Here is a 24008-nt window from a genome sequence, read left to right on the forward strand (position 1 = left end):
GGTTCGTCACGTCGATGCCAAGTGACCCTTAACCATGACCCACTCGCGTTTTGGTGTCTTTTTGACGGGCTAGGTCGAGTTGTTTTGCGACAAAGCCCGGTGATTTGGTATGTCGCGATAATAAACGGTACATGGCCGGAATAACAAATAAAGTAATTAAGGTCGCGACCGACATACCAAAAAAGATCACCGTCCCCACCGCGATTCGGCTTTCATAACCTGCCCCAGTCGAGAGCAACAGTGGCACAGCGCCTGCGACTGTGGTCGTCGCGGTCATTAAAATGGGCCGCAATCGGCGCGCAGCAGCATCAACGATGGCTTTTTCAAATTCAATACCTCTATCGCGTAACTGATTGGCAAACTCCACAATTAAAATGCCATTTTTGGTCACCATGCCGATCAACATGATCATGCCAATTTGGCTGTAGATATTAAACCCTTGCCCCATAATCACTAAACCAGCAAAACCGCCAAAGAGCCCCAAAGGTACCGTCAGCATCACCACTAACGGGTTGATAAAACTTTCAAATTGCGCAGCCAGCACCAAATACACGACGACCAAGGCCAGAACAAACGTCACCCACATGCGCGACTGATTCTCTTTAAAATCCTTCGATTCGCCTTGATACCCCAAACTCACATTGGCGGGAAAATGTTCACTGGCGTATTGCTCCAAAAAGCCCAGTGCTTGACCCAGGTCCACTCCCGCCGCCAAATTGGCATCAACCACAATCGACTTTTTCTTTTCATCGTGAGTCAATTTATTGGCCACGGCGACCGGTTCAATGTGCGCTATGGTGTCTAAACTCACAGCTTGCCCTTGTTGAGTACGTAAATAAATCTGACTTAAATCATTAAGGCTGTTGAATTTATCTTCATTGGCTCGCAAGTAAACATCATACTCTTGACCGTCTTCGACAAACGTCGTTTGTGAAGCACCACCAAGCAATACCTCAAGGGTTTGTGAGACATCTTGAACTGCGATCCCCAACTGCGACGCGCGTTGAACATCAATATTCACCAAGAGCTCTGGACTGTTTTCCGAATAATCGATATCGACGCCCGTCATTAACCCCGATTGGTTGGCCGCTTGCTCTAACTGCTGCGCCCAATGGTACAAGGTGGGGTAATCTGAGCCGGCAATACTGACTTGAATAGGCCCACTTGGCCGACCTCGAAACCCGGGCATAAAGACGCGAAAACGCACATCGGTAATCCCGCTCATGGATTGGCGGATCATTTTTAACGCCTCTGGCGCCGAGGTCGTACGTGTTTGCCAGTCTTCCAAAATCATAATAACAAACCCCGTCTGATCACTGGCTTGGCCGCCAAAAGCAGGGGTTTGAATACTAAACGACTTAAGCACGCCTTGCCCTAACATCGGCATCAATCTTTGCTCGACTTCAGCCATATTCTCAGACATGCGTTCAAAACTGGTACCATCGGCACCTCGTACAAAGGCAAAGAGCACGCCACGGTCTTCTTGCGGTGTGAGCTCTGTTGGGGTTTGCTGCATCATTTGATACCCCCCCGCAATGCACGCAAGAATCACTAATGGGGCAAACCACGCCCGCAGAATGACCACGGCTAGCGCTTTTTTGTACAAATGGGTGAGCTTATCAATCATGCGATCGATGACTTGATGAAAGCGAGAAGGCGTCTGAGACGGTTTTAACCACCAACTGCCGAGCACCGGAGTCAAGGTCAGAGCAATAAACGACGAACAAATTACGGCCGCCACCAGCATCATGGCGAACTCAGTGAAAATCAGCCCCACTAAACCATCCATAAAAGCAATTGGCAAAAAGACCATTACCAAGACAATCGTAGTGGCGACGACGGCAAAACCCACTTCACGCGTGCCTTTAAAAGCCGCCAACAAGGGAGATTCACCGCGTTCAATATGATGATAGACATTTTCCACCACCACAATCGCGTCATCGACCACCAAACCAATCGCCAAAATAAAGGCCATCAAGGTAATTAAGTTGATGGAATAGCCCGCCCAATAGGCGATGATTGCGGCACTGATCAGCGATACCGGCACCGTCACCGCCGGGATCAAAGTCACGCGAATTTGACCTAAAAACAAATACAACACCACGATAACGACAAGGGCTGTGATCAACAGGGTTTGATTGACTTCTTTGATCGATTGTTCGATAAATACCGTTGAATCATAGTCAATGGCAATTTCGGTCCCCGCGGGTAAAAATGGCTTAATTAAAGCGACTTGCTGACGGACTAATTTAGCCACTTGTAAAGGATTGGCACTGGTTTGTGCCACAATACCTAAACTGACATTGACAATACCGTCACTGCGAAAAAGTGAATCTTCGTTTTTCGCGCCAATGTAGACGTTGGCGACATCTTTCAAGTACACGGCTTGATTGCTGCCACTGCGCTTGACCACCATAAACTGAAAATCTTGTGCACTTTGATAATTACGCGCTGTTCGCACCGTCATGACCGTACTGTCATTGCGAACTTGACCACCAGGGCTTTCTAAATTCTCTCGATTAAGCGCATTGACAATATCGCTGATCGTGACACCGCGACCCGCCATCGCTTGTGGGCGTAACTCGACATACATCACTTTTTCCAGCCCGCCAGACACATCGACTGAACTCACCCCATCGAGCAGTGAGAAGCGATCAGTCAATATACGCTCAACATAATCCGTCAGTTGCGTACGGTCGAGACCACTAGAGTGCACGTTAACGTAGACTAAAGGCTCACCACTGCCGTCGTTCTGAAAAATCTGTGGATCATCGGCTTGTTCAGGCAAAGCACTGCGCGCTCTGTCAACCGCGGCGCGAATATCACTCATCCCCGCTTGGAGATCGTAGCCAATCTCAAAGGTCACCGTAATGCGAGAGTTGTTGTTGCGAGAAGTCGACGTGATCTCATCAATGCCTCGTATGCCAGAGATTTGATCTTCAAGAACCGTTGTCACTTGTTGTTCCATAATCGTCGCCGATACGCCACTGTATTGCGTCATGATCGACACCACCGGATTATCAATATCCGGCATTTCTCGTACGGCTAATTTGGACAGCGACACCAAACCAAACACACACAACAAGGCGCTCAGTACAATCGCCAACACCGGGCGTTTGACAGCAATATCAGACAATATCATGGCGATTCTCCTAATTGCTCATAGTCAACGGGGTACTCTCGGGTATCACCTCGCTCTGTGAAGAGGTTACTGGCATGGCGACTCTGGGCATGACTTCAACCCCATCGCGTAAATTAATCGTTCCTTGAACCACCACCTGATCACCAACTTGCAACCCTTTCTCAACCACAATCCGATCTTCAATCGTATCGCCAATCCAAACCTGAGTCTTTTGCACAGTCTGTTCGTCCGTTAAACGGTACACATAACGCTCCGTGCCCGCGTATTGCAGGGCTTTTGGCTGAATCGATAAGGCAGTCACTGCAGGGAAATGGACCTCGGCATCCATTAACATACCGCTTTTAAGACGTCTTTCAGGGTTGTCAAACTGAACGCGAACCCGTACGTTCAGTGTTTCGGTATCGACTCGACTGTCAATCGCCACCACTTCACCTACAAAACGTTGTCCGGGCCAAGCTTGCGTCATCGCACTGACTGGCATACCAATCGCCAGCGACGACAAATAACGCTCAGGGACAGCAATATCGAGTTGCATCGACGACAAATCGTCGAGCGTTGCCACCGCACTGCCGGTATTGATCCACTGACCTAAACTAAAATCAATCAAGCCAAGTTGCCCATTAAAAGGGGCTTTTACCACTCGGTCCTCAACATCGACAAGAGCGGAGTCGTATTGAGCTTGAGCGATGGCGACCTGCGCTCTTTGCGTTTCTAATTCACTTTGGGTGATCGCATTGCGCTTTTGAAGTTTAACAAATTCATTCAAACGCCGTTTCTGATCGCCCAACGTCGCTTTGGCTTGTGCTAACAGGGCTTGCTGTTTGGAAGATTCAAGTAGGATAAGAGGCTGTCCTTTTTCAACCGACTGATTATTTTCAACTAAAATATCAATCACTCGCCCGGTTGCCACCGATGACACCACCACCGATTGCTTGGCCTGTAGATGACCTATCAAACCTAACGTCGGAGTCAATGGCCTCGACTCAACCGGTTCGACCACCACAGGTACAGCAGCAAATACGCGAAATACACAAAAAAAGAGACTCGTAAACAACAGGGCTTTCATATCCATATACCTGAATGATAAGTTTTAGCTATCATAACAAGCTTTTGTTATGTGTCTCACTTTAAGTTGCGTTTATTTACACTTATTTACCGCATCACATGCTTAATTAAACGACAGACTTAACAAGTTTTGTTCACCAGCGCCGAAAAAGGCAGCAGTTAACACAAAAACACCGGAAAAACACTTTACAGCCCAAAACAGTTTGTTATGATGCGCTCCGCACTTGAGCAATGCGTTGGGAAGGCATTGGATTAAGTATAAAAATTCCTGGAGGGGTTCCCGAGTGGCCAAAGGGAGCAGACTGTAAATCTGCCGGCACTGCCTTCGATGGTTCGAATCCGTCCCCCTCCACCATATTTCGCTTAACAATAGTTTTTATTGATAAGCATGCTTGCTTTTCGTGTTGGGAAAACCAAAAGTAAGGATAAAAACCCCTGGAGGGGTTCCCGAGTGGCCAAAGGGAGCAGACTGTAAATCTGCCGGCACTGCCTTCGATGGTTCGAATCCGTCCCCCTCCACCATATTTTGCTTAGCAATAGTCCTTTTTATTGATAAGCCGCTTGCTTTTCGTGTTGGGAAAACCAAAAGTAAGGATAAAAATCCCTGGAGGGGTTCCCGAGTGGCCAAAGGGAGCAGACTGTAAATCTGCCGGCACTGCCTTCGATGGTTCGAATCCGTCCCCCTCCACCATATTTTGCTTAGCAATAGTCCTTTTTATTGATAAGCCGCTTGCTTTTCGTGTTGGGAAAACCAAAAGCAAGGATAAAACCCCTGGAGGGGTTCCCGAGTGGCCAAAGGGAGCAGACTGTAAATCTGCCGGCACTGCCTTCGATGGTTCGAATCCGTCCCCCTCCACCATATTTTGCTTAGCAATAATCCTTTTTATTGATAAGCGCGCTTGCTTTTCGTGTTGAGAAAACCAAAAGCAAGGATAAAACCCCCGGAGGGGTTCCCGAGTGGCCAAAGGGAGCAGACTGTAAATCTGCCGGCACTGCCTTCGATGGTTCGAATCCGTCCCCCTCCACCATATAAAAAAACCAGCCATGTGCTGGTTTTTTTTCGTCTAAAGCGCCATAACCATGCTTACCAATCTAACTAAATAGCTGGTCACCTTCTCTGGTTAAAAACTCAATAACGCCATTAAGAAAATCACATGTAGAATAACGACGTAGATGCCTAACTTTGTACGCAAAAAGGTTGCCTGGTTCTCAAGGTTTGATCCTGCGCCATCATTGACCACAGGCTTAATCAGATTGGTATAACCCGATGGGTATCACCTTGACCCCCAACGCTCTCTAACCACAGCAGATCCAGTGCCCAGCACTATTTCCCCCACTCTAGTCGACCACGACACCCGCGGCTCTGAAATGAGAGATCGGGTTTACAACAGGAGCAAAAAAGCCTCGCGTATAAACCGCAAGGCTTTTGATCATAGACAATGGATGGTTTATTGTTACGCTTGAATACCGACAATCAACCACGGTGCGTTATCTTGGCTCAGGTCACGCTCTAAATGCCAAACGTCAGTTATGTCTTCCTCAACATTTTCAACCGCATCGCGATAACGTCCGCTAAACTGCAAACTGATTTGCGCCTTATTGGCATCGTGATCGGCACGAACAATTTCCGCATCGACGTACATAACGTCGGTGTGTTGCTCACCGCCGAGTTTCGCGCGTTCTTCTTTTAGCTCAGCGAATAAACTGGCCGATACGTATTCTTCAATCGTCTCTAATTGATTGTGGTTCCAAGCACCTTGAATGATGCGATAGTGTTCGCGTGCACCATTGACAAAAGCCGCATGATCAAAACCCGGAGTAAAGTTATGCGGAACATCCGTGGCAGCACCAAATCCCATTCCACCGGTTTGTGTTGCCTGTGGCTGTTCAAAGTTATGCTGCTCAAACTTAGGCGAATTCTGGCCACCAAAAGCCGGCTGTGCGCGGTGTTGCTGATTCATACTGCCTTGTTTCGCGCCAAGTAAACCGCGCATTAACTTAAAGATCAAAAAGGCCACCAGACCAATAATTAAGATATCCATAAACTGAATACCTTCAAACGCACCGCCAAAGAAAGCCGCCAAAAGCCCACCGGCTAAAAGACCGCCCAGCAAGCCTCCCATTAAGCCTTTTTTACTGCTGTTGGCTGCTGCGGTATTTTTGCCGTTTAACGTGCTGGTATTCTGCGTCGCCTGTTTTGGCGCCGGTGCAGTTTTAAACGATTTACCAAACGACTTACCGCCGCCAAACTTTTTCGCTTCGACCACAGGAGTGGTCGCCACTGATACCATCAGTAAAGCGACAAAAGCAAATAACTTCTTCATAACTGACCCATTCATTATTGGTTTAAGACAAGTTTATAATACCCTTAATGAATTGTTTTGAAAGTAGATACACGGCAATGCTTTGTATCAGAATATTGCGATTGATGATAAAAAGAGCAAAATGGGTCACCGGCCCACCGGTTGACGAATAAAGTGCAGTTAACCTATTATAATGAACAATGTTCAATATGAGAGTTTTTAATGGCAAGACGCAATGACCACACCCGAGAAGAATTGACAGAGCTCACCTTACAGACCTTAGATCAATTTTTAACCACTCATTCATACCGCGAATTGAGTTTACGCAAGCTCGCTTCGCTGATTGGGTATGTTCCGAGTACCTTGGTTAATGTGTTTGGCAGTTATAACTTACTCTTACTGCACGGCATTGCCCGCACTCTCGACAAATTATCGCAACTGGCCCTGACCGCCAGTCAACAACACAGTGATAACCCCAAACAAGCGTTACTGGCTATTGCTCATTGTTATCACGACTTTGCCAAAGCCCATCCCAACCACTGGCAGTTGATTTTTGAACACAGTATGCAAGGGGATGAATTACCCCAATGGCAAAGTCAGCGTATTGAGACTATGATGACGCTACTCGAGACCTTATTACACGCTTTATCGCCACAGCGCAGTGACCAAGAGGTTCTTGAAGCCAGTCGCGTACTGTGGTCTGGGGTACACGGCATTACTTTACTCAGTGTTGACGACAAGTTTTTCACCTCGAGCCCCGTCAATGGTGAGCACTTAATTGATAATCTCATCGAGCAATACCTGCAAAATTGGTCATTGTGATGAGTCGCTCTTTCTTATGCCAACAACACTTTTTACCCTATTTTACCACCCAGTTTCTCGGTGCCTTTAACGACAACGTCTTTAAGAATGTCCTGTTGTTGTTTGTGGCTTTTGCCCCTATCGATACCTTGCCAATCGATGCCGATGTCTTTATTAATCTAGCCGCTGGGTTGTTCATTTTGCCTTTTTTTCTCTTCTCAGCCACTGCCGGTACGCTGGCTGATCAATGGGATAAATCTCACTACATTCGCCTAATAAAATTGTTAGAGGTGTTGATCATGGCCTGTGGGGCCGTGGGCTTTCTCACCCATGATTATCGCATTTTGTTGTTTTTACTCTTTTTGATGGGCACCCAGTCGGCATTCTTTGGCCCAGTCAAGTACTCGATTTTGCCTCAGCACCTCGCGGAAAATCAACTCACCCGCGCCAATGCGTGGGTTGAAATGGGCACCTTTATCGCCATTTTAACCGGAACCATTGTCGCCGGTGTCATCGCCTCAAATCACAGCGCTTATATCATCGCCGCCACTACCGTATTTCTGTGCGCCTTGATGGGCTACGTGTGCAGTTACTTTATTCCCCCAGCGCCCAGTGTAGGAAAACTACGCCCATTTCGCTGGCAACCGATACGCGATACAAAACGGACGCTTAAAGATTTACACGCGTCAAAGTCTTTGCTTACTCCTGCGCTTTCTATCAGTTGGTTTTGGTTTTTAGGCGCCACCTACCTCACCCAGTTTCCCAATTACACCCAAGAGTATCTTCACGCTCCACAAGGTGCGGTTTCTTTTCTATTGGCGTTGTTTTCCATTGGTATTGCCACGGGCTCTATGCTGTGTGCACGTATTTGCCAACAGGCTATCGAGCCGGCACTCGCGCCACTTGGCATGTTACTGATGGGATTAAGCGGGATGTATTTTAGTCTTCAATCGGAATCGATTTCTCAAGTTTTGCCAGTATTTACGCAAACACTGACGTTTATGTTCACTGCCAAGCTCTGGGGGCTATTTACGGCGATTTTTGTCATGGGCGTCAGTGGCGGGCTATTTATTGTGCCGCTTTACACACAGCTGCAAACTCGTGCCAAAGCAGACCGCCGCTCTCAAGTCATTGCGGCTCTCAATATTTACAACGCCTTATTTATGGTCGCGAGCGCCATTGTGGGCATGCTATTTTTGGGGCTGTTTAACGGCACGATTACCGCTTTGTTTACTTTACTTGCAGCGGGTAACCTGTTGCTCGCCATTGCGCTTTGCTACCGTGAGCCGATCACTGTGCTCCGTTACTTAGTTCAACTGTTGCTCAAACTGTGTTATCGAATTCGCATTCAGCATCTTGATCGCCTGCCCAAACAAGGCAGCGCGCTGATCATTGCCAACCATGTCAGTTACCTAGACGCGCTCCTGATCACCACCCTCACCCCTCGCCGTATTCGCTTTGTCATGCAGCAAGAATACACCACGTTTGCCCCCATTCGGCGCGTATTGAAAAACGCCGGTGTGATCCCGATTTCAGCCCAGAAAAAAGGCAGTGTCCGTCAAGCGATGGCAGAGATTGAACAGGCTTTAAATAAGGGCGAATTAGTGTGCCTGTTCCCAGAGGGACGTCTGACGCCTGATGGCCATTTACAACCTTTCATGCGCGGGCTCGATAGTATTTTATCGCGCAGCCAGCCGCCTGTTTTACCTATTGCGATTAACGGCTTATGGGGCAGTTATTTTAGTCGCTACCGCGGCCGTGCGTGTCGCGGAGTACCCAAACCCACTCGCCCGCGTATAGAGATGACCCTTTGTGAGATGCAGTCTGCAACCGAGACACATCGCCATCAATTACACCATCTTTTATTACAACACTTAGCCGCGCCTGAAACGCCTTCTAAAGCAAGGTCCAATCAGGGCGATTCACTTTAAGCCAATTTTTTAAACGGTATCTCGGTATTTTCACCGGTGAAGACACCGCCCAAGATGGCATCAAGGCATAATGCTCTGGGCACTTAAATTTTTCGAGGTGCTGTTGCAGCCACGGCGTTAACTGTGCCAGATTAACCCTGCCCGAGTAGACCGCGACAGGCCGAGCGCCATAGCGTTCATCTGCCACGGCAAACACCATCACGCGATCAATGTCGGGATGATTGAGCAAGGTGCGCTCGATCTCTTCACAATGAATATTTTCACCACCAGACATAAAGGCATTATCACGCCGGCCAAGAACCTTGAGTTGCTGATTCTGCCAACACCCTAAATCACTGCTCTGCCACCATGAACCTGGGTCAGATAACGGGGTTAGCTGACCTTGATAATAATAGCCCATCGCAAGACTCGGGCTTTTTATTTCAATGATCTGCTCGTTTAAGCGTACCTCTCTTCGCCACAATGGTTGTCCTGACGTTCCCTCACTTGCCAAGCGCCCAAGTGTGACCGTCGACGCGCTTTCTGTCATCCCATAGCCAAGCCAAACGCAATCTTGTAAACCACGCTCCCTTAGTAAAGGTAACAAGGATTCTGGAATCGAACTACCGCCAAGTAGCACACAAGGCAAACTCTCAAGCAAACGAGGTGAAGACAACAAAGTCAATAATTGAGTCGCGACCATAGAAACATGACTACAACAAGGCAAGTACTGTTGCCAATCGCGGCCGAAGACCAAAGTCGCATTGGCCAGAAAACAGCGATGAATCAAAGCCAAGCCCGACACGTGATAAAAAGGTAAGCTGACCAACCAGCGGCTGGTTGAGTCAAATCGCAGAGCCTGATTGACGGCTTGAGCACATTCAAGGTGCTGTGCCAAACTGTGAGCAACCGCTTTTGGCTGCCCAGTACTGCCTGAGGTAAACACCAAACTGGCAATAACATTAAGATTAAAATGCCCCCCTCGCGTGCCGTGGTCGGCTTGACTACTCGTATCGTGATCCTGGATTTGGCAGGGTAACTCATCCTTTAGTCGCAAGAGGGGGCATTTAGGCAGCGCCATATCACCATCGGGGGACCAAAACCACCTTACCGCCCCAGAAGCAAACAGTTGCTCGGCTTTATCCGCCAATTGAGCATGAGTCTGAGGGGCAACAAACGCCGTCACTGCGCCGATAGACAACATCGCCAAATAAAACCACACCACTTGAGGCTGATGACGACAGACCACCATCACCACCTGATTGGCTCTTACGCCCTGAACGTTTAATTGTCTTTGATAATTTTGAACTTTCTTACCCACCTCTTCGCCACTGTAATAGATACCATCCACTTCCATTGCCGGATAAGTAAGGTACACTCGTTTACATGCTTGAGCCTCGCTTTTGGGGTGATAACGATTAGGCGCATTTTCTTGAATCAACGCAGAGGCTAGACAACCGTACTGGTCCATATCTTCTCCAATTTTTCTAAGGCCAACACGGGCTTCTCACACAAAGGCCAAGGTCGGATAACCTGATGATTGAACCTATCAAAGGTATCTAAGCCTGCAACTGCCGGTGCTTGCCATTGCTCGGATAACCGTGCAATTTGGTTAAGACCAAGGCTGGATTCCAAGCTAGAGCTTAGCATCCATTTTTGTTGATGCTGGTTAGCCACATCAACCCACTGTCGGCAGCGTTCCAGACTGCCGATCAAGGTGGGCTTTAGCACCAACGCGCTCACCCAGCGAGATTGTCGAGAGGGTTTTTGTCCATGTAAACTTTCATCCAACGCCAACGGCCAACCGGTTTGACGGGCAAACTGTATGCTGTCTGCTAAGCGAGTACATGGCTCCTCAACCCATTCAATCTGCTCGCGCTGTGAAGGGTTAAACGCGTGGCTAAAAGTCATGACATCATCGAGTGACCAACTGCGATTCACATCAATGCGCAATACACTCACGTGATTGAGCGCGGCTTTAACTCGTTCAATATCGACCACTAATCGCTGTCGACCGAGTTTGATTTTGGCGCAGCCAACCACGCTGTGATCTTGCCTCGCTACTGACGCCTCACACGGGGTACTTAGCCCCCCACATTGACATTGAACTTCCTGGGGATAGCCCAGTTCATCCGAGCCAATTAAACGCGCCGTCTCTCCTAGATGCAGACGTGAGTATGGCTGCTTCCCTTCGTGTAATGCCATGGATAAACCAAATGCAACTGAGGGATATAAGTGTTCGAACAACATGGGCTGATGCTGAACCCACAAACTCAATTGCCGCTTTGCCTGAACGGTGGCCTGCGTGAGAGACTCTTGGCTATAACCCGGCAAAGGGGCAATCTCAGCGAGGCTTTGCCGCCCACTTTGCCAAAGCTCGACCACTAACCCGCTACGATAAGTCACACCTTGGTCGCCAAAACGCGCCGGTTCAACAACACCTTGCCTCTTAAAAGGTATACAATAGCGCCACAACGACGCTTTCTTTTCGGTAATCACCATGACTTCTCAGCATTAGGGATTGCGTGGATAGCGATCAAAATTCGGTGGGCGCTTTTCGTTGAACGCATTGCGTCCTTCTTGACCTTCTTCTGTCATATAAAACAGCATAGTGGCATTGCCCGCCAACTCTTGTAGCCCAGCTTGACCATCGCAATCGGCGTTGAGCGCCGCCTTCAAACAGCGCAGAGCCATCGGGCTGTGCTGGCGTATTTCTCGGCACCAGCGCACGGTTTCTCGCTCTAAATTCGCCAAGGGAACCACCGTATTGACCAACCCCATTTGCAAAGCTTCATGCGCATCATAGAAACGACACAAAAACCAAATCTCACGCGCTTTTTTCTGGCCGACAATACGCGCCATGTAAGAAGCGCCCCAACCGCCGTCAAAAGAGCCCACTTTCGGACCAGTTTGACCAAATTGGGCATTGTCTGCGGCAATGGTTAAATCGCACATCATGTGAAGCACATGGCCACCGCCTACCGCCCAACCGGCGACCGATGCGATAACCGGCTTTGGACAAGTGCGAATATCACGCTGTAAATCCAAAACATTTAAATGATGTGTCCCTTGTTCATCGCGATAACCGCCATAATCGCCACGCACTTTTTGATCGCCCCCAGAACAAAATGCCTTATCGCCAAGGCCGGTAAAAATAATTACACCAATATTGGGGTCGTAGCGGGCCACCGATAAAGCGGCGATCATTTCTTTTACCGTCTGTGGCCGAAATGCATTGTGGACTGACGGGCGTGCGATGGTAATTTTGGCGATGCCCTCTTCAGAAGTGTGATACAAAATATCTTGATACGCTATTGCCGATGGCTGCCACTTAATCGGGGCGTAAAGGCTTTGTTCGCTCATACCTACCGTTTGACTCATAACACCATACCTTTTCCTCGTTACATTACATTGTCGCGTTAGTTAACCGACATCACCTTGTCAAAACCATTGAATTCACTAACGGTTGCCCCTCTTACCCACTGAGTCACCCGGCCATGAATCAAGGAAGCAAAGCCCTGAGGGTTATCGCGGTGGGCATTGTGACCTGCATTAGCAAGGGTTGAAAATGGCCATAGTCTGCGGGTATATAACCGGCAAAACGTTTGATCATTGGCGCCGCATAAGACATGCAAAAGGTCTTGATGAACGCTTAAATAGGGCCCGAGGTTGGGCTGAGTGGCCAACGAAGTCGCCAGCAACATCTGCGCGACGGCGCGACCATCATTGTGCTTTCGCCTCTCGATTAGCGCGCGCCGTTGCCCACAAGAAAGCGTGGCAAACACGTTTTGGCGATACCAAGCCGCCAACACCGTCTCTATTGGGTAACGACAAAAGCGTTCCGCCCATTGATGGTCATGAATGGCGCGTTGCTTGCGCTCACTTTCACTTGTCAGGCCTAAATGTCCCCCTTCAGCGATGACGCCAAGCAGGTTATCCGGCCAAAGCTGCATCGCCAGCCCGTATTGTGCCACTCGTGCTCCTAAGGAATACCCGAGTAACACAAGACGAAAAGAAGCATAAGGAGCCAACGCCTGACAGACTCGTTCACAAGTCTGCGCTAAACTGGTAACTTGCACGCCTTTGCTTTGGCCGTGGCCGGGTAAATCGATACCAAGCCAAGCCCAGTGCCTGAGGGCATCGGCAATCGGAGAAAATTCACTTTTATCACCCCACAAGCCATGCAATGCGACCAATAAAACCCCGTCATGCCCGTCCCTTATTGGTGGGTGAAACTCACAGGCTAGCGTCATCTTATTTCCTCACACACGCAATAAGACCAACGGTCGACACGCGCTTTAGCCCCGCCAGGCAGACAAGGGACTTCGACCAGTAACACGCCTTGTCCCGACGCGAAATGCCCTTCAACCACGTTGTTGAACGCTTGAATGTTATCGGCCCGGTAATACTGCAAACCAAATTGCCAAGCGGCATGCTCAAAGCTCAAATGATGTGGCAAACGATACAAAGCGTCTCTTCGTGTGGTCTTAACGGGTAAAAAATCAAATATCGCTCCGCCGTCGTTATTGACGATCACGATAACCTGTGGTGTCTTGCTATCTCGCCACAAGTCTAAAGCGTTGAGATCGTGCAATGCCGATGTATCCCCAACAATTGTCAATTGTTTTTCCCCGGTTCCTCGGGCAATACCACACGCGCCAGACAGCAAACCATCGATTCCAGATGCGCCTCTTTGAGTCCACACTTGGCAATAAGGCAGGCGGGTCACTTTATCCAGCATGCGAATCATTAAGCTGTTACCGACAAACAGCGATTTAACCACAGAGATATCGGTTAGCCAGTGGGCGAGTGAAAATTCATCGAGGCTGACGTCACGCTGCAGTTCTTGATACAACGCTTGCTCTGCATGCAGTGAGACTTCCCGTAGCGCTTGCGGTATAGGGGATGAAGTTGCGACAAAGTGATGATTGGCGGTTAGCCAAGCCAAACTGTTTGCCAAGACTCGATTAGTCGGTGCTAAGTTAGGGCTAATTAAGCGCTTTTCGTCGCTTATCAACCAATAAGGACACGAGCACTGTGCCAGCCATTGCTGCAAATTTTTCGACACTAACCGATGACCAAATTGCACCACCACACTGGCTTGGTTGAGCCATTGCCACGCCTTAGTACCATTTAACCAAACATCGTAATGACACCAAGCACTACTTAGGCCCGATTGAGGATCGCACAACAATACCCACCCTAGAGACTGTGCCCACTTTGCAATGTGATGGGCTTGCTCCAACGACACATCGCCGATGATTACCACGCCAAAAGCCTCCTCGCCGCACGGTATTTCTATAGTCAGCTCAGAGTGACCAGTCACCGCCTTGTCGACCACAGCATGGCGATACGCTCTACCACCTCGCTGCCAATGCTGGTAAACGTCTTGCCAATGCTGAAGCACGCTGTCATCGATTGGCCCGTACAAAGGCTCAGAAAATGGGCAGTTAATATGCAGAGGGCCAGGGTTTTGACGCTGGCTAAAACAGTGATATTCAAGTTGAGTTAGCATCCAAATCAGTGATGCGCCGTCACTCGGCTCCGGCAGTAATAACTCCCCAGTCAAGTAATGAGAAAAGATCCCTTTTTGAACAATCGCTTGATTGGCAGCGCACTGCGTCAAAGCCACTGGTCGATCGGCGGTGAGCAAGATCAAGGGAACATCCGTCAGTTTTGCCTCAATCACCGCCGGCAACAAATTGGCGACCGCGGTCCCAGAAGTCACAATTACGCCAACGGGTTGGCCGGTGGCTTTGGCTAAACCCAAGGCGAAAAAACCCAACCCGCGCTCATCAAAATGGCCATGCATTGCAAAACCCAGTGCATCGGCTTCGGTGACCAGAGGTGTCGAACGAGATCCGGGTGCAAAGCACATATGCTGAATACCTTGAGTTTGTAAAACACCAAGTAAAGCCCTAGCCCAACTTTGGTTGATACTCACTTGGTGACTCTTTACCAGTGAGGAAGCCTGTTCTGCTTTTTGGGTCTGCCATTTAGCCATGAGCTGCCTCGTGTTTGGCACGGCACAATTGCGTGAGCGAGGTCAATTTTCGATCTAACTCATGCCATTCTTGCTCTGCATCTGACCCCTCAACAATTCCCGCTCCAGCATAAAAGTCAATTTGATGGGGGGTAATTTCTGCGCAGCGGATGGCGACGGTAAATTCACTGTGCTGACCTTGATAATACCCAAAACAACCGGCATACCATTGGCGTTCAAAAGGTTCGACACGACGGATAAAGTCTAACGCTGTACTTCGAGGGTAACCTGCAACGGCCGCGGTGGGTGACAGGCGCGCGACCAGAGCTCTATCTGGTACCTCTTGGTGTAGCGTTGCGCGAATAGGCCGGCGCAAATGCTGTAAAGAGGAGAGGGCCAATAATTCGCAATCACCAATGTCAAATGACTCAACTAACCCGGCCAGTTGTTGTTGAATATCCTGAGCCACCCACTGATTTTCACGATTATTTTTGTCATCGTCTATCAACCATTGCGACCAACACTGCCCTTTCGGCTCAAAACCGAGCGGTGATGTACCCGCCAGTGCTTCCGTGGTTAAATATCGATGACGACGACGCAGCAGTCGCTCAGGAGTCGCACTAATAAAGGTTTGATCAGCAGAAAAAGCAAACAGCCAGTGATAACACTGGGCATTGTACTGAGTACTGGCCAGCAATAGTGCATAGGGACATATTGAGTTTGCCGTTTTCCAGGTGGTTTTGCGCGCCAACACCACCTTGTCGAGTTGGCCGTGTTGTAACCATTGTTGCGCGTGCTCGATTTCTTTCTGCCATTGTGGCCACGTTGGGCAATGGCGCTGTTCAATGAGTTTGACTGGCAGGCGCGAAGTAGACAAGGTGCCCTCAACAAGCAAAGATCTCAGTGCAGCGATCACCGAGTCAATATTGGCTCCGGGCTGAACCGTCAACGACCTATACCGGGAAGAAAAGCGAATCTCAACCTCGGCCTGTACTTGCAATCCGGGCTGTTGTGGATCAAAAGGAAAAAAACACCAATATTTAGGCGGTAAGGAGGAGTCGCGCTCAGTGGAGTGAGCGGACGCTTCTGATTGAGAAAACCAACGAACACCCTCGGTCTGTCCCCAGGCGATCACCATGTCTCGTTGGTCTCTGTCTTGCCAAAACCACTTTGGGTAACAAGGCAGGGATTGTAGTGCCTGTAACATCTCAGTCCGCTGTACCTCAGTTTGCACTGCACTGCAAACCCTACCGCTCTCTTTTGCAATCCAAGGAGCGGATAAGAACACCGCTCTTTGACGCAACCTTTGTAAAGACTGTATTTGCTCGGCGATAAACAACTGAAATGCCATAACACTCCCCCACTGTGTGACCATGGCTCATAGTAAAGGCTCTTTACACGACAAATATTCATCTAAATCAATCTTTGTTGACTTTTTGCGTGTTACAACCACTTACTTTTTTGCTTTAACCTCAGCTTTTAAGAAAAACATGGATTTTTATTCTAAAAAAAGGCTTTTTGCTGTATTTTGATAAAGAAATACACCTTATTTTATGAGTAAAGCAATGCAAAATATTGAGATGTCATCCAAACTCAACAATGTCTGCTACGACATTAGAGGACCAGTGCTCAAACATGCTAAACGCATGGAGGAAGAAGGGCATAAAATTCTAAAGCTAAATATCGGTAACCCCGCCCCTTTTGGCTTTGATGCCCCGGATGAGATCTTAGTTGACGTGATCCGTAACCTACCGACGTCACAAGGTTATGGCGATTCAAAAGGCATTTACTCCGCCCGAAAAGCCGTCGTGCAACACTACCAACGCAAGGGAATCCGCAGTTTAGATGTGGAAGATGTTTATATCGGCAATGGCGTATCAGAATTGATTGTCATGGCGATGCAAGCCCTGTTAAACAATGACGACGAAATGTTGGTCCCGGCCCCAGACTACCCGCTGTGGACGGCTGCCGTCTCACTTTCCGGCGGCAAAGCCGTCCACTACATCTGTGACGAGCAAGCTGATTGGTTCCCGGACCTCGACGATATCAAAGCAAAAATTACCAGCAAAACGCGGGGAATTGTTCTGATTAACCCCAATAACCCGACCGGGGCAGTGTACAGTCGCGACTTTTTACTCGAGGTCATCGAAATCGCCCGCCAGCACAACTTGATTATTTTTGCTGATGAAATCTATGACAAAGTTCTTTATGACGGTGCCACACACACCTCGGTTGCAACGCTCACCGAAGACGTCATGGTGGTCACATTCAATGGTCTCTCAAAGGCCTATCGCGTATGTGGTTTTCGCGGAGGGTGGATGTTTTTAACCGGGCCTAAGCATTTGGCTCAGGGCTACATTAGCGGATTAGAAATTTTATCGTCTATGCGCTTGTGTGCCAATGTCCCCATGCAACACGCCATTCAAACTGCGCTCGGAGGTTATCAAAGTATCAACGAGCTGATCTTACCCGGTGGCCGCCTACTTGAGCAACGCGATCGAGCGTGGGAGCTTATCAACCAAGTCCCCGGCGTCTCTTGTGTCAAGCCCAAAGGCGCGATGTATTTATTCCCCAAAATAGACACTAAAAAGTACAATATTCACGATGACCAAAAGATGGTATTGGACTTTTTAATCCAAGAAAAAGTGCTCTTAGTACAAGGCAGCGGCTTTAACTGGCCCAAACCGGACCACTTCCGCATTGTGACTTTGCCTTATGTTGAAGACCTTGAAGCCGCCATTGGTCGTTTTGAGCGTTTCTTAAGCACTTATCGACAATAAGTGCACTAACAACGCTTTCTTCTGCTCAACGGGCAAGTTATGCTGTAACTTGTCCGTTTTTCGGTTTGAGGAGAGCTTATGAAACAAAGTCACTTTTTTGCTCACTTGTCGCGTATGAAGCTCATTCAACGTTGGCCTCTTATGCGGTCTGTAACAAAAGAAAACGTCTCTGAACACAGCTTACAAGTTGCCTTCGTCGCTCACGCCTTGGCATTGATCAAAAACAAAAAGTTTGCCGGCGACATCAACCCCGAACGAGTGGCCTTACTCGCCATGTACCACGACAGCAGCGAAGTACTGACCGGCGATTTGCCAACACCAATAAAATACTACAACCCAGATATTGCCAAAGAATACAAAAAGATTGAGACCGCTGCCGAGAAAAAATTGCTCTCTATGCTACCTGAGGAGTTTCAAGACGACTTCGCCCCTTTTGTGTGTTCGACCGATGTTTCTGTCCCCGAGCATAAAATCGTTAAACAAGCTGACACCCTGTGTGCGTACTTAAAATGCTTAGAAGAATTACGAGCGGGTAATCACGAATTTGAATTGGCAAAAAAACGCTTAGAAATCACACTTGAAGAACGGCGCAGCGACGAAATGGATTATTTTTTGGCCACCTTTGTGCCCAGTTTTAGTCTTTCTTTAGATGAAATCAGTTAATTGTTCCTAACAGGAGACGCCTTTGAAGTTTAATTTACACCCACTTTGGCAAGAAAGGCACAACGACGAACACAAGATTCGCCGCGATGACCACCGCAGTCCCTATCAACGAGATCGAGCGCGTATTCTTCACTCCGCCGCCTTTCGCCGCTTGCAATCGAAAACTCAAGTATTGGGAACAAACTTAGACGACTTTCACCGCACGCGGTTAACTCACTCACTGGAAGCGGCCCAACTTGGCTCAGGCATTGTCGCTCAACTGAAAAAAAAACAGCCCCAATATCAAGATGTACTGCCTTCGACTAGCCTTATCGACTCTTTGTGTCTCGCTCATGACATTGGACACCCACCATATGGCCACGGCGGTGAAATCGCACTGAACTTTATGATGAGAGACCACGGCGGCTTTGAAGGCAATGCGCAGACATTTCGCATCGTGACGCGACTAGAGCCTTACACGGAATACTACGGGATGAACTTGGCGCGCCGCACCCAACTTGGCCTACTCAAATACCCCGCTTTAATCGACAAAGTCAACGCGACCCAAGGCTACCCCGTACCAGAGAATCGACGCCAATTAAAAGCCGAGCAATGGGCACCAGCGAAAGGCATATACCAATGCGATAGCAAGCGACTTGAATGGGTATTGGATCCTTTATGTGACCAAGACCAAGCCCTGTTTCAAAAGTTGTTATTGGCACCGACCGCGACAGAACACGGCAAAACTCGGTTTAAATCCCTGGATTGCTCTATTATGGAGTTGGCTGATGATATCGCCTATGGGATCCACGATCTTGAAGACGCGATCGTCTTAGGGCTAGTGACGCGAGCGCAATGGCAAGCAGGCGTAGAAGAGCCAATTACCACCGGTGGGGATTCCTGGTTTAGGCAGCACATTCATTCGATGACCGACATGTTGTTCTCCGGGCAGCACTTTCAGCGTAAAGATGCCATCGGCGGTATGGTCAATGCCCTGCTTACCAGCATCCGTATCGATTTTGTCGACCAAGAGTTTATCAGTCCACTGCTTAGCTACAACGCGAAGTTGGACCCATCGATGGCCCAGACATTGGAGATTTTAAAGCAATTTGTCAGTGAGAATGTGGTGCATATCCCTCAAGTTCAAATCGTCGAATATCGCGGTCAACAAGTGATTATGGATGTCTTTGAAGTATTTGCCGCCAACCCTGAGCGCCTGCTGCCTCAAGCGGCCAAATTAACCTGGCAACGCGCAGAAGAAAAAGGGCTAGGAATGAGAGCCATCGCCGATTACATCTCATCGCTGACTGACCGGCAAGCGGAGAGCTTACATCAAAAGCTTTTCTCCTAACGCATTGCTTGGCATCGTTAACACCAAACTCGCTGGGGTGCCGACCACTCAAGCGGGTTAAAAACTCGATAACTGCGTCACAAAGCAACTTGTAGAGCCAAGCTTAAGATTGCGGCTATACAAAAAACCGCGCCTTGTTGTTAAGTTTTGCCTGCATTTTTCCATTAAAAACGACTTAAGAGGATTTGTATTAATCCGATTGCTCTAAACCATAATGTGACGCCAATACCTCTGGTGGCATTTGTGACATATAAAAATCAATCATCTGATTAAAAGAGTGTAATAGCGGTGAAAAGTCGTTGTCGGGCTCTAGCAACGACAAAAGGTGATAACCGGCCTCAACCGTCGATAAATAGTGGCTTTTCGGCGCTTTGCGCAAGCGATAGTCACCGCATAACCCCTCGGGTAAGCACACGCTTGGCAGTGAATGTAGGTTACTCGACAGGCGCCACATTTTGTAAGCTTTTTTCCAAGTACCATCGAGCAATATCACACACAATGCCTTGCCCTGGTGCTCTGCCGAAGAGAAAGACTGACCCAGCGCCACCGACTGCTCACTTGGGTATAACAGGACACAATGGTAACTCGGGTTAGTCAGTAGTGTATTTAACATCGCGTTATCGGTAAAATCTTCCCCGACGAGCACTTGGCAAGAGTCTAAGCTCAACTCTAAGATTGGCGCCGTCGCCAACGCTTGCGACGTCTCAGTATGGTGCTGTAATATCACTAATTTTGTTTGTGCTTGTAGCGGTGTGATTGACGCACAAATACACGCTTTTCGGGCTTTGTAACACGCCGGACAATATCGGGACATCCAATACCTCTATGATTATCGCCTTTTTCTTTACCTTGTTCAGCTTGATCGCTCAATTGCCAAGTATAGCAAACGAGTTATTCTGGTCTCACTTACTGATCGCGCAAGGACAGTGGTGGCGGATAATAACAGGAAACGTTATCCATACCAATATCACCCACTGGGCGATGAATATATCGGCTCTGTGGCTTATGTGTTTTGTCTTTCGTTGGTCACCTCGCCAAATAACGCTGTTGCTGTTATCCGGTGCCTGCTGCGTAGGGCTCGGCTTACTACTCACCGACATGCAACAATACGTCGGTCTGTCTGGGGTATTGCATTATTTGTGGGCATACAGTAGCGCAAACGAGTGGCGCAGGGGTCAACGCAGTAGCAGCCTACTGTGCTTAGCGATAGTGTTAAAGGTGGGTTGGGAGCAATGGTATGGGGCTTCAGCACTGACGGAGCAATGGATTGAGGCGTCAGTTGCGATCAACGCGCATTTAGTCGGTATGGTGTGTGGATTTGCCCTAGCGCTGTTTAGCCATCAAGGGGGCACATCCGGGCTCTACTCTGTCGTTAAATCAATGACCAAGCGACAATAAGCGCTACTCCTAGTCATCGGTTTGTCGTCTGTTATTCAATGGGGGGCAATGACAAGGTAAGTATGTACTCACCATGGAAAGGGGAAAACCTCAGCCAAACGGGGCGGTAGCGCCATTTGGCTAAGGAATAAAAATTATAACGTTATCCGTTGGCGGTTTTTAGCCAACAACGCCGGGCCGATTCCCTTCACTTGCGTTAAACTGTCGACACTGGTAAACGGGCCGTTCAACTCTCGATAATCAACGATACGCTGCGCTTTTTTCTCCCCGACCCCGGTGAGTAACGTCGCCAGTTCATGAGTTGAAGCTTGATTGATATTCACTGTCACTTCAATGCCTTGTAGCGTTTTATCCACCGGGTTAATAGTCGGATTCACTTGCGTGTTGGCCACCACATCAACGGGTGACTGAATCGCTGATACAGCTTGGTTTTCCATGCTGTCAGCCACGGCATTTGAAGCCAATACCACAGTGAACATCGCGCTTAATAGAGTCAGTTTTTTCATACGGTTCTCCTTTTTTTGAAACCGTATTCAGCTTATGTCGAAGCGGCGAAACTCCCCAGGCGCACGAGACAAAAACAAAAGGGGCTGCAAATGCAACCCCTCTTTAGCAACATACCGATTACCTAGTTTTTGTCTTACTGATCACTCTCTGAAGTCAAATACACATCGATATCAGTATCGGCACGCAACGCGGTGATGAGTGCCGTCAGATCTTGCTGCAGTAAGCTCTGCGTCAACTGTTCGGCATAGCGGGACTCATCAACTTGCTGTTGAGAGGTTCCGATGCCCTCGAGCTTAATCACAACGACATTACCTTGCTGATCTTCAGACTGAGTAAAGGTTGGCTTGCCATCTTGCGGTTTTTTCATCGCGAAGACATCATTAGCTAATGGCGAACGGCGATCAATGGTCTCTAAATCGCCAAAGGCCAACTGGTGCTCTGCCAATAAACTATCGTCACCTTGTGCTAAGCCCTCAACCAACTGAGACGCCAGTTCTTCTGCTTTATCAAGTGACTTTTGTGCCTTCAACTGCTCTATCACTTGTGGTTTGACTTCTTCAAGTGGCAAGACCGTCGCTTCACGACTATCGTCAACTCGTACGACAACAATATGCTCAGCGCCAATTTCAATCGCTGCTGAGTTTAGACCCTGGAGTTTTACCTCATCACTGTTAAGTGCTTGTTCAACCGCCGGGTACTGAAGAACCTCAGGCAGGTCATCTTGTGAGATAAAATCGGTATGCTCAATACTCACTCCTGCAATCTTGGCCGCGCTTTCTAGAGAGTCTGGCGATTCGAACGCTGCCTGATCAATCTGATTTTGCAGGTCGTAGTATTGATCCGCGACTTGATTGTCAACGAGATCTTGTTTGATCTGCTCTTGCACTTCGCTAAGTGGCTGAGTATCACCTGCTTTAATCTCTTCTAACTGAATAAGGTGATAACCAAAATCTGTTTTCACAACGCCCGATAAATCACCAGCGTTAGCCAATGAGAATGCAGCTTGCTCAAATTCTGGCGCCATGGTGCCTTTTTCAATCCAACCAAGGTCACCACCTTTAGTGGCACTGCCGCCATCTTGTGACTCTGCCTTGGCTAACTCAGCAAAGTTGGCGCCGTCTTGCAGTTTTTTTAACGCCGCTTCTGCTTGTTGTTCTGCGTCATCGCCGCGGAACAAAATATGACGAACACGGCGTTGCTCTTCACTGGTAAAATCAGACAAATGCTCTTGATAATAAGCTTCTATCTCTTGATCTGTCACCGAAGCTGACGATTGTAGGCCTTGGGCAGAAAACTCAATATACGACAATTTGAACTGCTCAGGACGGCTAAATTGTTCTTGGTTTGATTGGTAATACCCTTCAATATCTTGATCTGACAACTCAATTTGATCAGCAAATTGCTCAGCAGTAATCGTCAAACGCTCGATGTTACGCGTTTGCGTCAATAGAGACACTTGTTGCTTAACCTCACTAGGTAAGCTGAACTCACTGTTTTGCAAAGCTTGAGTCAACTGTTCTTGCAACAAACTGCGTCGCATCACTTGGGCAAAAGAGTCTGGGGTATAGCCATTGACACGCAAGGCACTTTGGTAAGTGTCTTTGTCAAATTGGCCACCGTTTTGGAAAGCGGGAATATCGACAATCGCCTGACGAACTTGCTGGTCACTGATTTTAAGACCGAGATCATCGGCAAGTTGCAACATCAAAGCGTCGTTAATCATTTCTTGCAGTACGGACTGACGCAACGAATCGACGTAGCCTGGTTGAGCCATGAGCTGACCAAAGTACTCCCCCATTTGGGCCTGCAAGCGACTGCGTTGGTTTTGGTAGGCTGACTCAAAGTCTTGACGTGTAATCGGGGTGCTCCCCACTTCAGCCACGTTGTTATTACTGCCACTCACCAGGTAATTTCCCACACCGGCAAAGACAAAGGCCAGTATGATCAAACCTAAGATTATTTTGACCACGATGCTATTTGCACCTTCTCGTAGCCGATCCATCATATTGTAAAGCTCTCCACTCTTGAAGCCATGGCTTCTTCTATTGTCTCATTGGATAATATCAGAAAAATAAATGCGCATCATTAGGATGCGCATTAACTTAAAACGTTCAATTAAAATCAAT

18 protein-coding genes and 5 tRNA genes are annotated in these 24008 nt (G+C 48.4%); 11 read left to right on the top strand and 12 right to left on the bottom strand.

Features of this window, described 5'->3' with window-relative positions:
• Positions 1-28 precede the first annotated feature (28 nt).
• Both AB0763_RS09010 and AB0763_RS09015 read right to left on the bottom strand, forming a co-directional pair.
• Positions 29-3142, bottom strand: coding sequence for a multidrug efflux RND transporter permease subunit (locus AB0763_RS09010; RefSeq protein WP_306100417.1), 3114 nt, complete (start codon positions 3140-3142; stop codon positions 29-31).
• A gap of 10 nt (positions 3143-3152) precedes the next feature.
• A complete protein-coding gene (locus AB0763_RS09015) occupies positions 3153-4208 on the bottom strand; it encodes an efflux RND transporter periplasmic adaptor subunit (RefSeq protein WP_306100418.1) in 1056 nt (351 codons plus the stop codon).
• Positions 4209-4477: 269 nt separating this feature from the next.
• Between AB0763_RS09015 and AB0763_RS09020 the strand changes: the two genes are divergently transcribed.
• The 5 genes from AB0763_RS09020 (at position 4478) to AB0763_RS09040 (ending at position 5235) form a co-directional block, all read left to right on the top strand.
• A tRNA-Tyr gene (locus AB0763_RS09020) sits at positions 4478-4562 on the top strand.
• An 82-nt stretch (positions 4563-4644) separates the two neighbouring features.
• A tRNA-Tyr gene (locus AB0763_RS09025) sits at positions 4645-4729 on the top strand.
• A gap of 84 nt (positions 4730-4813) precedes the next feature.
• Positions 4814-4898, top strand: a tRNA-Tyr gene (locus tag AB0763_RS09030).
• 83 nt (positions 4899-4981) lie between these two features.
• Positions 4982-5066, top strand: a tRNA-Tyr gene (locus tag AB0763_RS09035).
• Positions 5067-5150: 84 nt separating this feature from the next.
• Positions 5151-5235 (top strand) — tRNA-Tyr (locus AB0763_RS09040).
• A 426-nt stretch (positions 5236-5661) separates the two neighbouring features.
• Here the strand turns inward: AB0763_RS09040 and AB0763_RS09045 are convergent.
• Entirely contained in the window at positions 5662-6531 is an 870-nt protein-coding gene (locus AB0763_RS09045; protein ID WP_306100419.1) for a Tim44 domain-containing protein, read from the bottom strand.
• A 201-nt stretch (positions 6532-6732) separates the two neighbouring features.
• Here AB0763_RS09045 and AB0763_RS09050 point away from each other — a divergent pair, with 201 nt between their 5' ends.
• Complete coding sequence (locus tag AB0763_RS09050) at positions 6733-7332, top strand: TetR/AcrR family transcriptional regulator (RefSeq protein WP_306100420.1); 600 nt, start codon at positions 6733-6735, stop codon at positions 7330-7332.
• The gene (locus AB0763_RS09055) at positions 7332-9242 is read left to right on the top strand and encodes an MFS transporter (protein WP_306100421.1); all 1911 of its coding nucleotides are present in this window, start codon (positions 7332-7334) and stop codon (positions 9240-9242) included. The genes AB0763_RS09050 and AB0763_RS09055 overlap by 1 nt, the downstream gene beginning before the upstream one ends.
• On the opposite strand, the gene AB0763_RS09060 is transcribed toward AB0763_RS09055, so the two are convergent.
• From AB0763_RS09060 to AB0763_RS09085, 6 genes are read right to left on the bottom strand one after another with little or no spacing between them, the layout of a single operon-like run.
• Positions 9208-10692: an AMP-binding protein gene (locus AB0763_RS09060; RefSeq protein WP_306100422.1), complete on the bottom strand. Its 1485-nt coding sequence runs from the start codon at positions 10690-10692 to the stop codon at positions 9208-9210. The genes AB0763_RS09055 and AB0763_RS09060 overlap by 35 nt on opposite strands.
• Entirely contained in the window at positions 10671-11723 is a 1053-nt protein-coding gene (gene menC / locus AB0763_RS09065) for an o-succinylbenzoate synthase (protein ID WP_306100423.1), read from the bottom strand. Before menC ends, AB0763_RS09060 begins: the two co-directional genes overlap by 22 nt.
• Before the next feature lie 12 nt (positions 11724-11735).
• Entirely contained in the window at positions 11736-12602 is an 867-nt protein-coding gene (menB, locus tag AB0763_RS09070) for a 1,4-dihydroxy-2-naphthoyl-CoA synthase (RefSeq protein WP_306100424.1), read from the bottom strand.
• A 38-nt stretch (positions 12603-12640) separates the two neighbouring features.
• Positions 12641-13474, bottom strand: a complete 834-nt coding sequence (menH, locus tag AB0763_RS09075) for a 2-succinyl-6-hydroxy-2,4-cyclohexadiene-1-carboxylate synthase (RefSeq protein WP_306100425.1) — start codon at positions 13472-13474, stop codon at positions 12641-12643.
• A complete protein-coding gene (gene menD, locus AB0763_RS09080; protein ID WP_306100426.1) occupies positions 13471-15225 on the bottom strand; it encodes a 2-succinyl-5-enolpyruvyl-6-hydroxy-3-cyclohexene-1-carboxylic-acid synthase in 1755 nt (584 codons plus the stop codon). Before menD ends, menH begins: the two co-directional genes overlap by 4 nt.
• Positions 15218-16555, bottom strand: a complete 1338-nt coding sequence (locus AB0763_RS09085) for an isochorismate synthase MenF (RefSeq protein WP_306100427.1) — start codon at positions 16553-16555, stop codon at positions 15218-15220. The genes menD and AB0763_RS09085 overlap by 8 nt, the downstream gene beginning before the upstream one ends.
• A gap of 214 nt (positions 16556-16769) precedes the next feature.
• Between AB0763_RS09085 and AB0763_RS09090 the strand changes: the two genes are divergently transcribed.
• The 3 genes from AB0763_RS09090 to AB0763_RS09100 all read left to right on the top strand — a co-directional run bounded on the left by AB0763_RS09090 (position 16770) and on the right by AB0763_RS09100 (position 19977).
• Complete coding sequence (locus tag AB0763_RS09090; RefSeq protein WP_306100428.1) at positions 16770-17984, top strand: pyridoxal phosphate-dependent aminotransferase; 1215 nt, start codon at positions 16770-16772, stop codon at positions 17982-17984.
• Positions 17985-18062: 78 nt separating this feature from the next.
• Complete coding sequence (gene yfbR / locus AB0763_RS09095) at positions 18063-18647, top strand: 5'-deoxynucleotidase (protein ID WP_306100429.1); 585 nt, start codon at positions 18063-18065, stop codon at positions 18645-18647.
• A gap of 22 nt (positions 18648-18669) precedes the next feature.
• Positions 18670-19977, top strand: a complete 1308-nt coding sequence (locus tag AB0763_RS09100; protein ID WP_306100430.1) for an anti-phage deoxyguanosine triphosphatase — start codon at positions 18670-18672, stop codon at positions 19975-19977.
• 190 nt (positions 19978-20167) lie between these two features.
• On the opposite strand, the gene AB0763_RS09105 is transcribed toward AB0763_RS09100, so the two are convergent.
• Positions 20168-20791 (bottom strand): tRNA-uridine aminocarboxypropyltransferase, encoded by a 624-nt coding sequence (locus AB0763_RS09105; RefSeq protein WP_306100431.1) that lies wholly within the window; start codon positions 20789-20791, stop codon positions 20168-20170.
• Between the two features lie 11 nt (positions 20792-20802).
• Between AB0763_RS09105 and rrtA the strand changes: the two genes are divergently transcribed.
• Positions 20803-21375 carry a rhombosortase gene (gene rrtA / locus AB0763_RS09110; protein ID WP_306100432.1) on the top strand — a complete coding sequence of 191 codons (573 nt, stop codon included), beginning with the start codon at positions 20803-20805 and terminating at the stop codon, positions 21373-21375.
• Positions 21376-21509: 134 nt separating this feature from the next.
• Here rrtA and AB0763_RS09115 read toward each other — a convergent pair whose 3' ends face one another.
• Both AB0763_RS09115 and ppiD read right to left on the bottom strand, forming a co-directional pair.
• Positions 21510-21770, bottom strand: a complete 261-nt coding sequence (locus AB0763_RS09115) for a ComEA family DNA-binding protein (protein ID WP_306100522.1) — start codon at positions 21768-21770, stop codon at positions 21510-21512.
• 245 nt (positions 21771-22015) lie between these two features.
• Positions 22016-23887 (bottom strand): peptidylprolyl isomerase, encoded by a 1872-nt coding sequence (gene ppiD, locus AB0763_RS09120; RefSeq protein WP_306100433.1) that lies wholly within the window; start codon positions 23885-23887, stop codon positions 22016-22018.
• Positions 23888-24008: the final 121 nt, after the last annotated feature.

The sequence above is a fragment of the Vibrio sp. HB236076 genome, assembly GCF_040957575.1.
In the GTDB taxonomy this organism is placed as follows: Bacteria; Pseudomonadota; Gammaproteobacteria; order Enterobacterales; family Vibrionaceae; genus Vibrio.

What these genes read in the sequence shown, in the direction of transcription:
- ppiD (WP_306100433.1), bottom strand. Translation starts at nt 23,887, where the DNA reads ATGATGGATCGGCTACGAGAAGGTGCAAATAGCATCGTGGTCAAAATA.
- AB0763_RS09060 (WP_306100422.1), bottom strand. Translation starts at nt 10,692, where the DNA reads ATGGACCAGTACGGTTGTCTAGCCTCTGCGTTGATTCAAGAAAATGCG.
- menD (WP_306100426.1), bottom strand. Translation starts at nt 15,225, where the DNA reads ATGGCTAAATGGCAGACCCAAAAAGCAGAACAGGCTTCCTCACTGGTA.
- AB0763_RS09055 (WP_306100421.1), top strand. Translation starts at nt 7,332, where the DNA reads ATGAGTCGCTCTTTCTTATGCCAACAACACTTTTTACCCTATTTTACC.
- AB0763_RS09090 (WP_306100428.1), top strand. Translation starts at nt 16,770, where the DNA reads ATGCAAAATATTGAGATGTCATCCAAACTCAACAATGTCTGCTACGAC.
- rrtA (WP_306100432.1), top strand. Translation starts at nt 20,803, where the DNA reads ATGATTATCGCCTTTTTCTTTACCTTGTTCAGCTTGATCGCTCAATTG.
- AB0763_RS09105 (WP_306100431.1), bottom strand. Translation starts at nt 20,791, where the DNA reads ATGTCCCGATATTGTCCGGCGTGTTACAAAGCCCGAAAAGCGTGTATT.
- menB (WP_306100424.1), bottom strand. Translation starts at nt 12,602, where the DNA reads ATGAGTCAAACGGTAGGTATGAGCGAACAAAGCCTTTACGCCCCGATT.
- yfbR (WP_306100429.1), top strand. Translation starts at nt 18,063, where the DNA reads ATGAAACAAAGTCACTTTTTTGCTCACTTGTCGCGTATGAAGCTCATT.
- AB0763_RS09050 (WP_306100420.1), top strand. Translation starts at nt 6,733, where the DNA reads ATGGCAAGACGCAATGACCACACCCGAGAAGAATTGACAGAGCTCACC.
- AB0763_RS09085 (WP_306100427.1), bottom strand. Translation starts at nt 16,555, where the DNA reads ATGGCATTTCAGTTGTTTATCGCCGAGCAAATACAGTCTTTACAAAGG.
- menC (WP_306100423.1), bottom strand. Translation starts at nt 11,723, where the DNA reads ATGGTGATTACCGAAAAGAAAGCGTCGTTGTGGCGCTATTGTATACCT.
- AB0763_RS09010 (WP_306100417.1), bottom strand. Translation starts at nt 3,142, where the DNA reads ATGATATTGTCTGATATTGCTGTCAAACGCCCGGTGTTGGCGATTGTA.
- AB0763_RS09015 (WP_306100418.1), bottom strand. Translation starts at nt 4,208, where the DNA reads ATGAAAGCCCTGTTGTTTACGAGTCTCTTTTTTTGTGTATTTCGCGTA.
- menH (WP_306100425.1), bottom strand. Translation starts at nt 13,474, where the DNA reads ATGACGCTAGCCTGTGAGTTTCACCCACCAATAAGGGACGGGCATGAC.
- AB0763_RS09045 (WP_306100419.1), bottom strand. Translation starts at nt 6,531, where the DNA reads ATGAAGAAGTTATTTGCTTTTGTCGCTTTACTGATGGTATCAGTGGCG.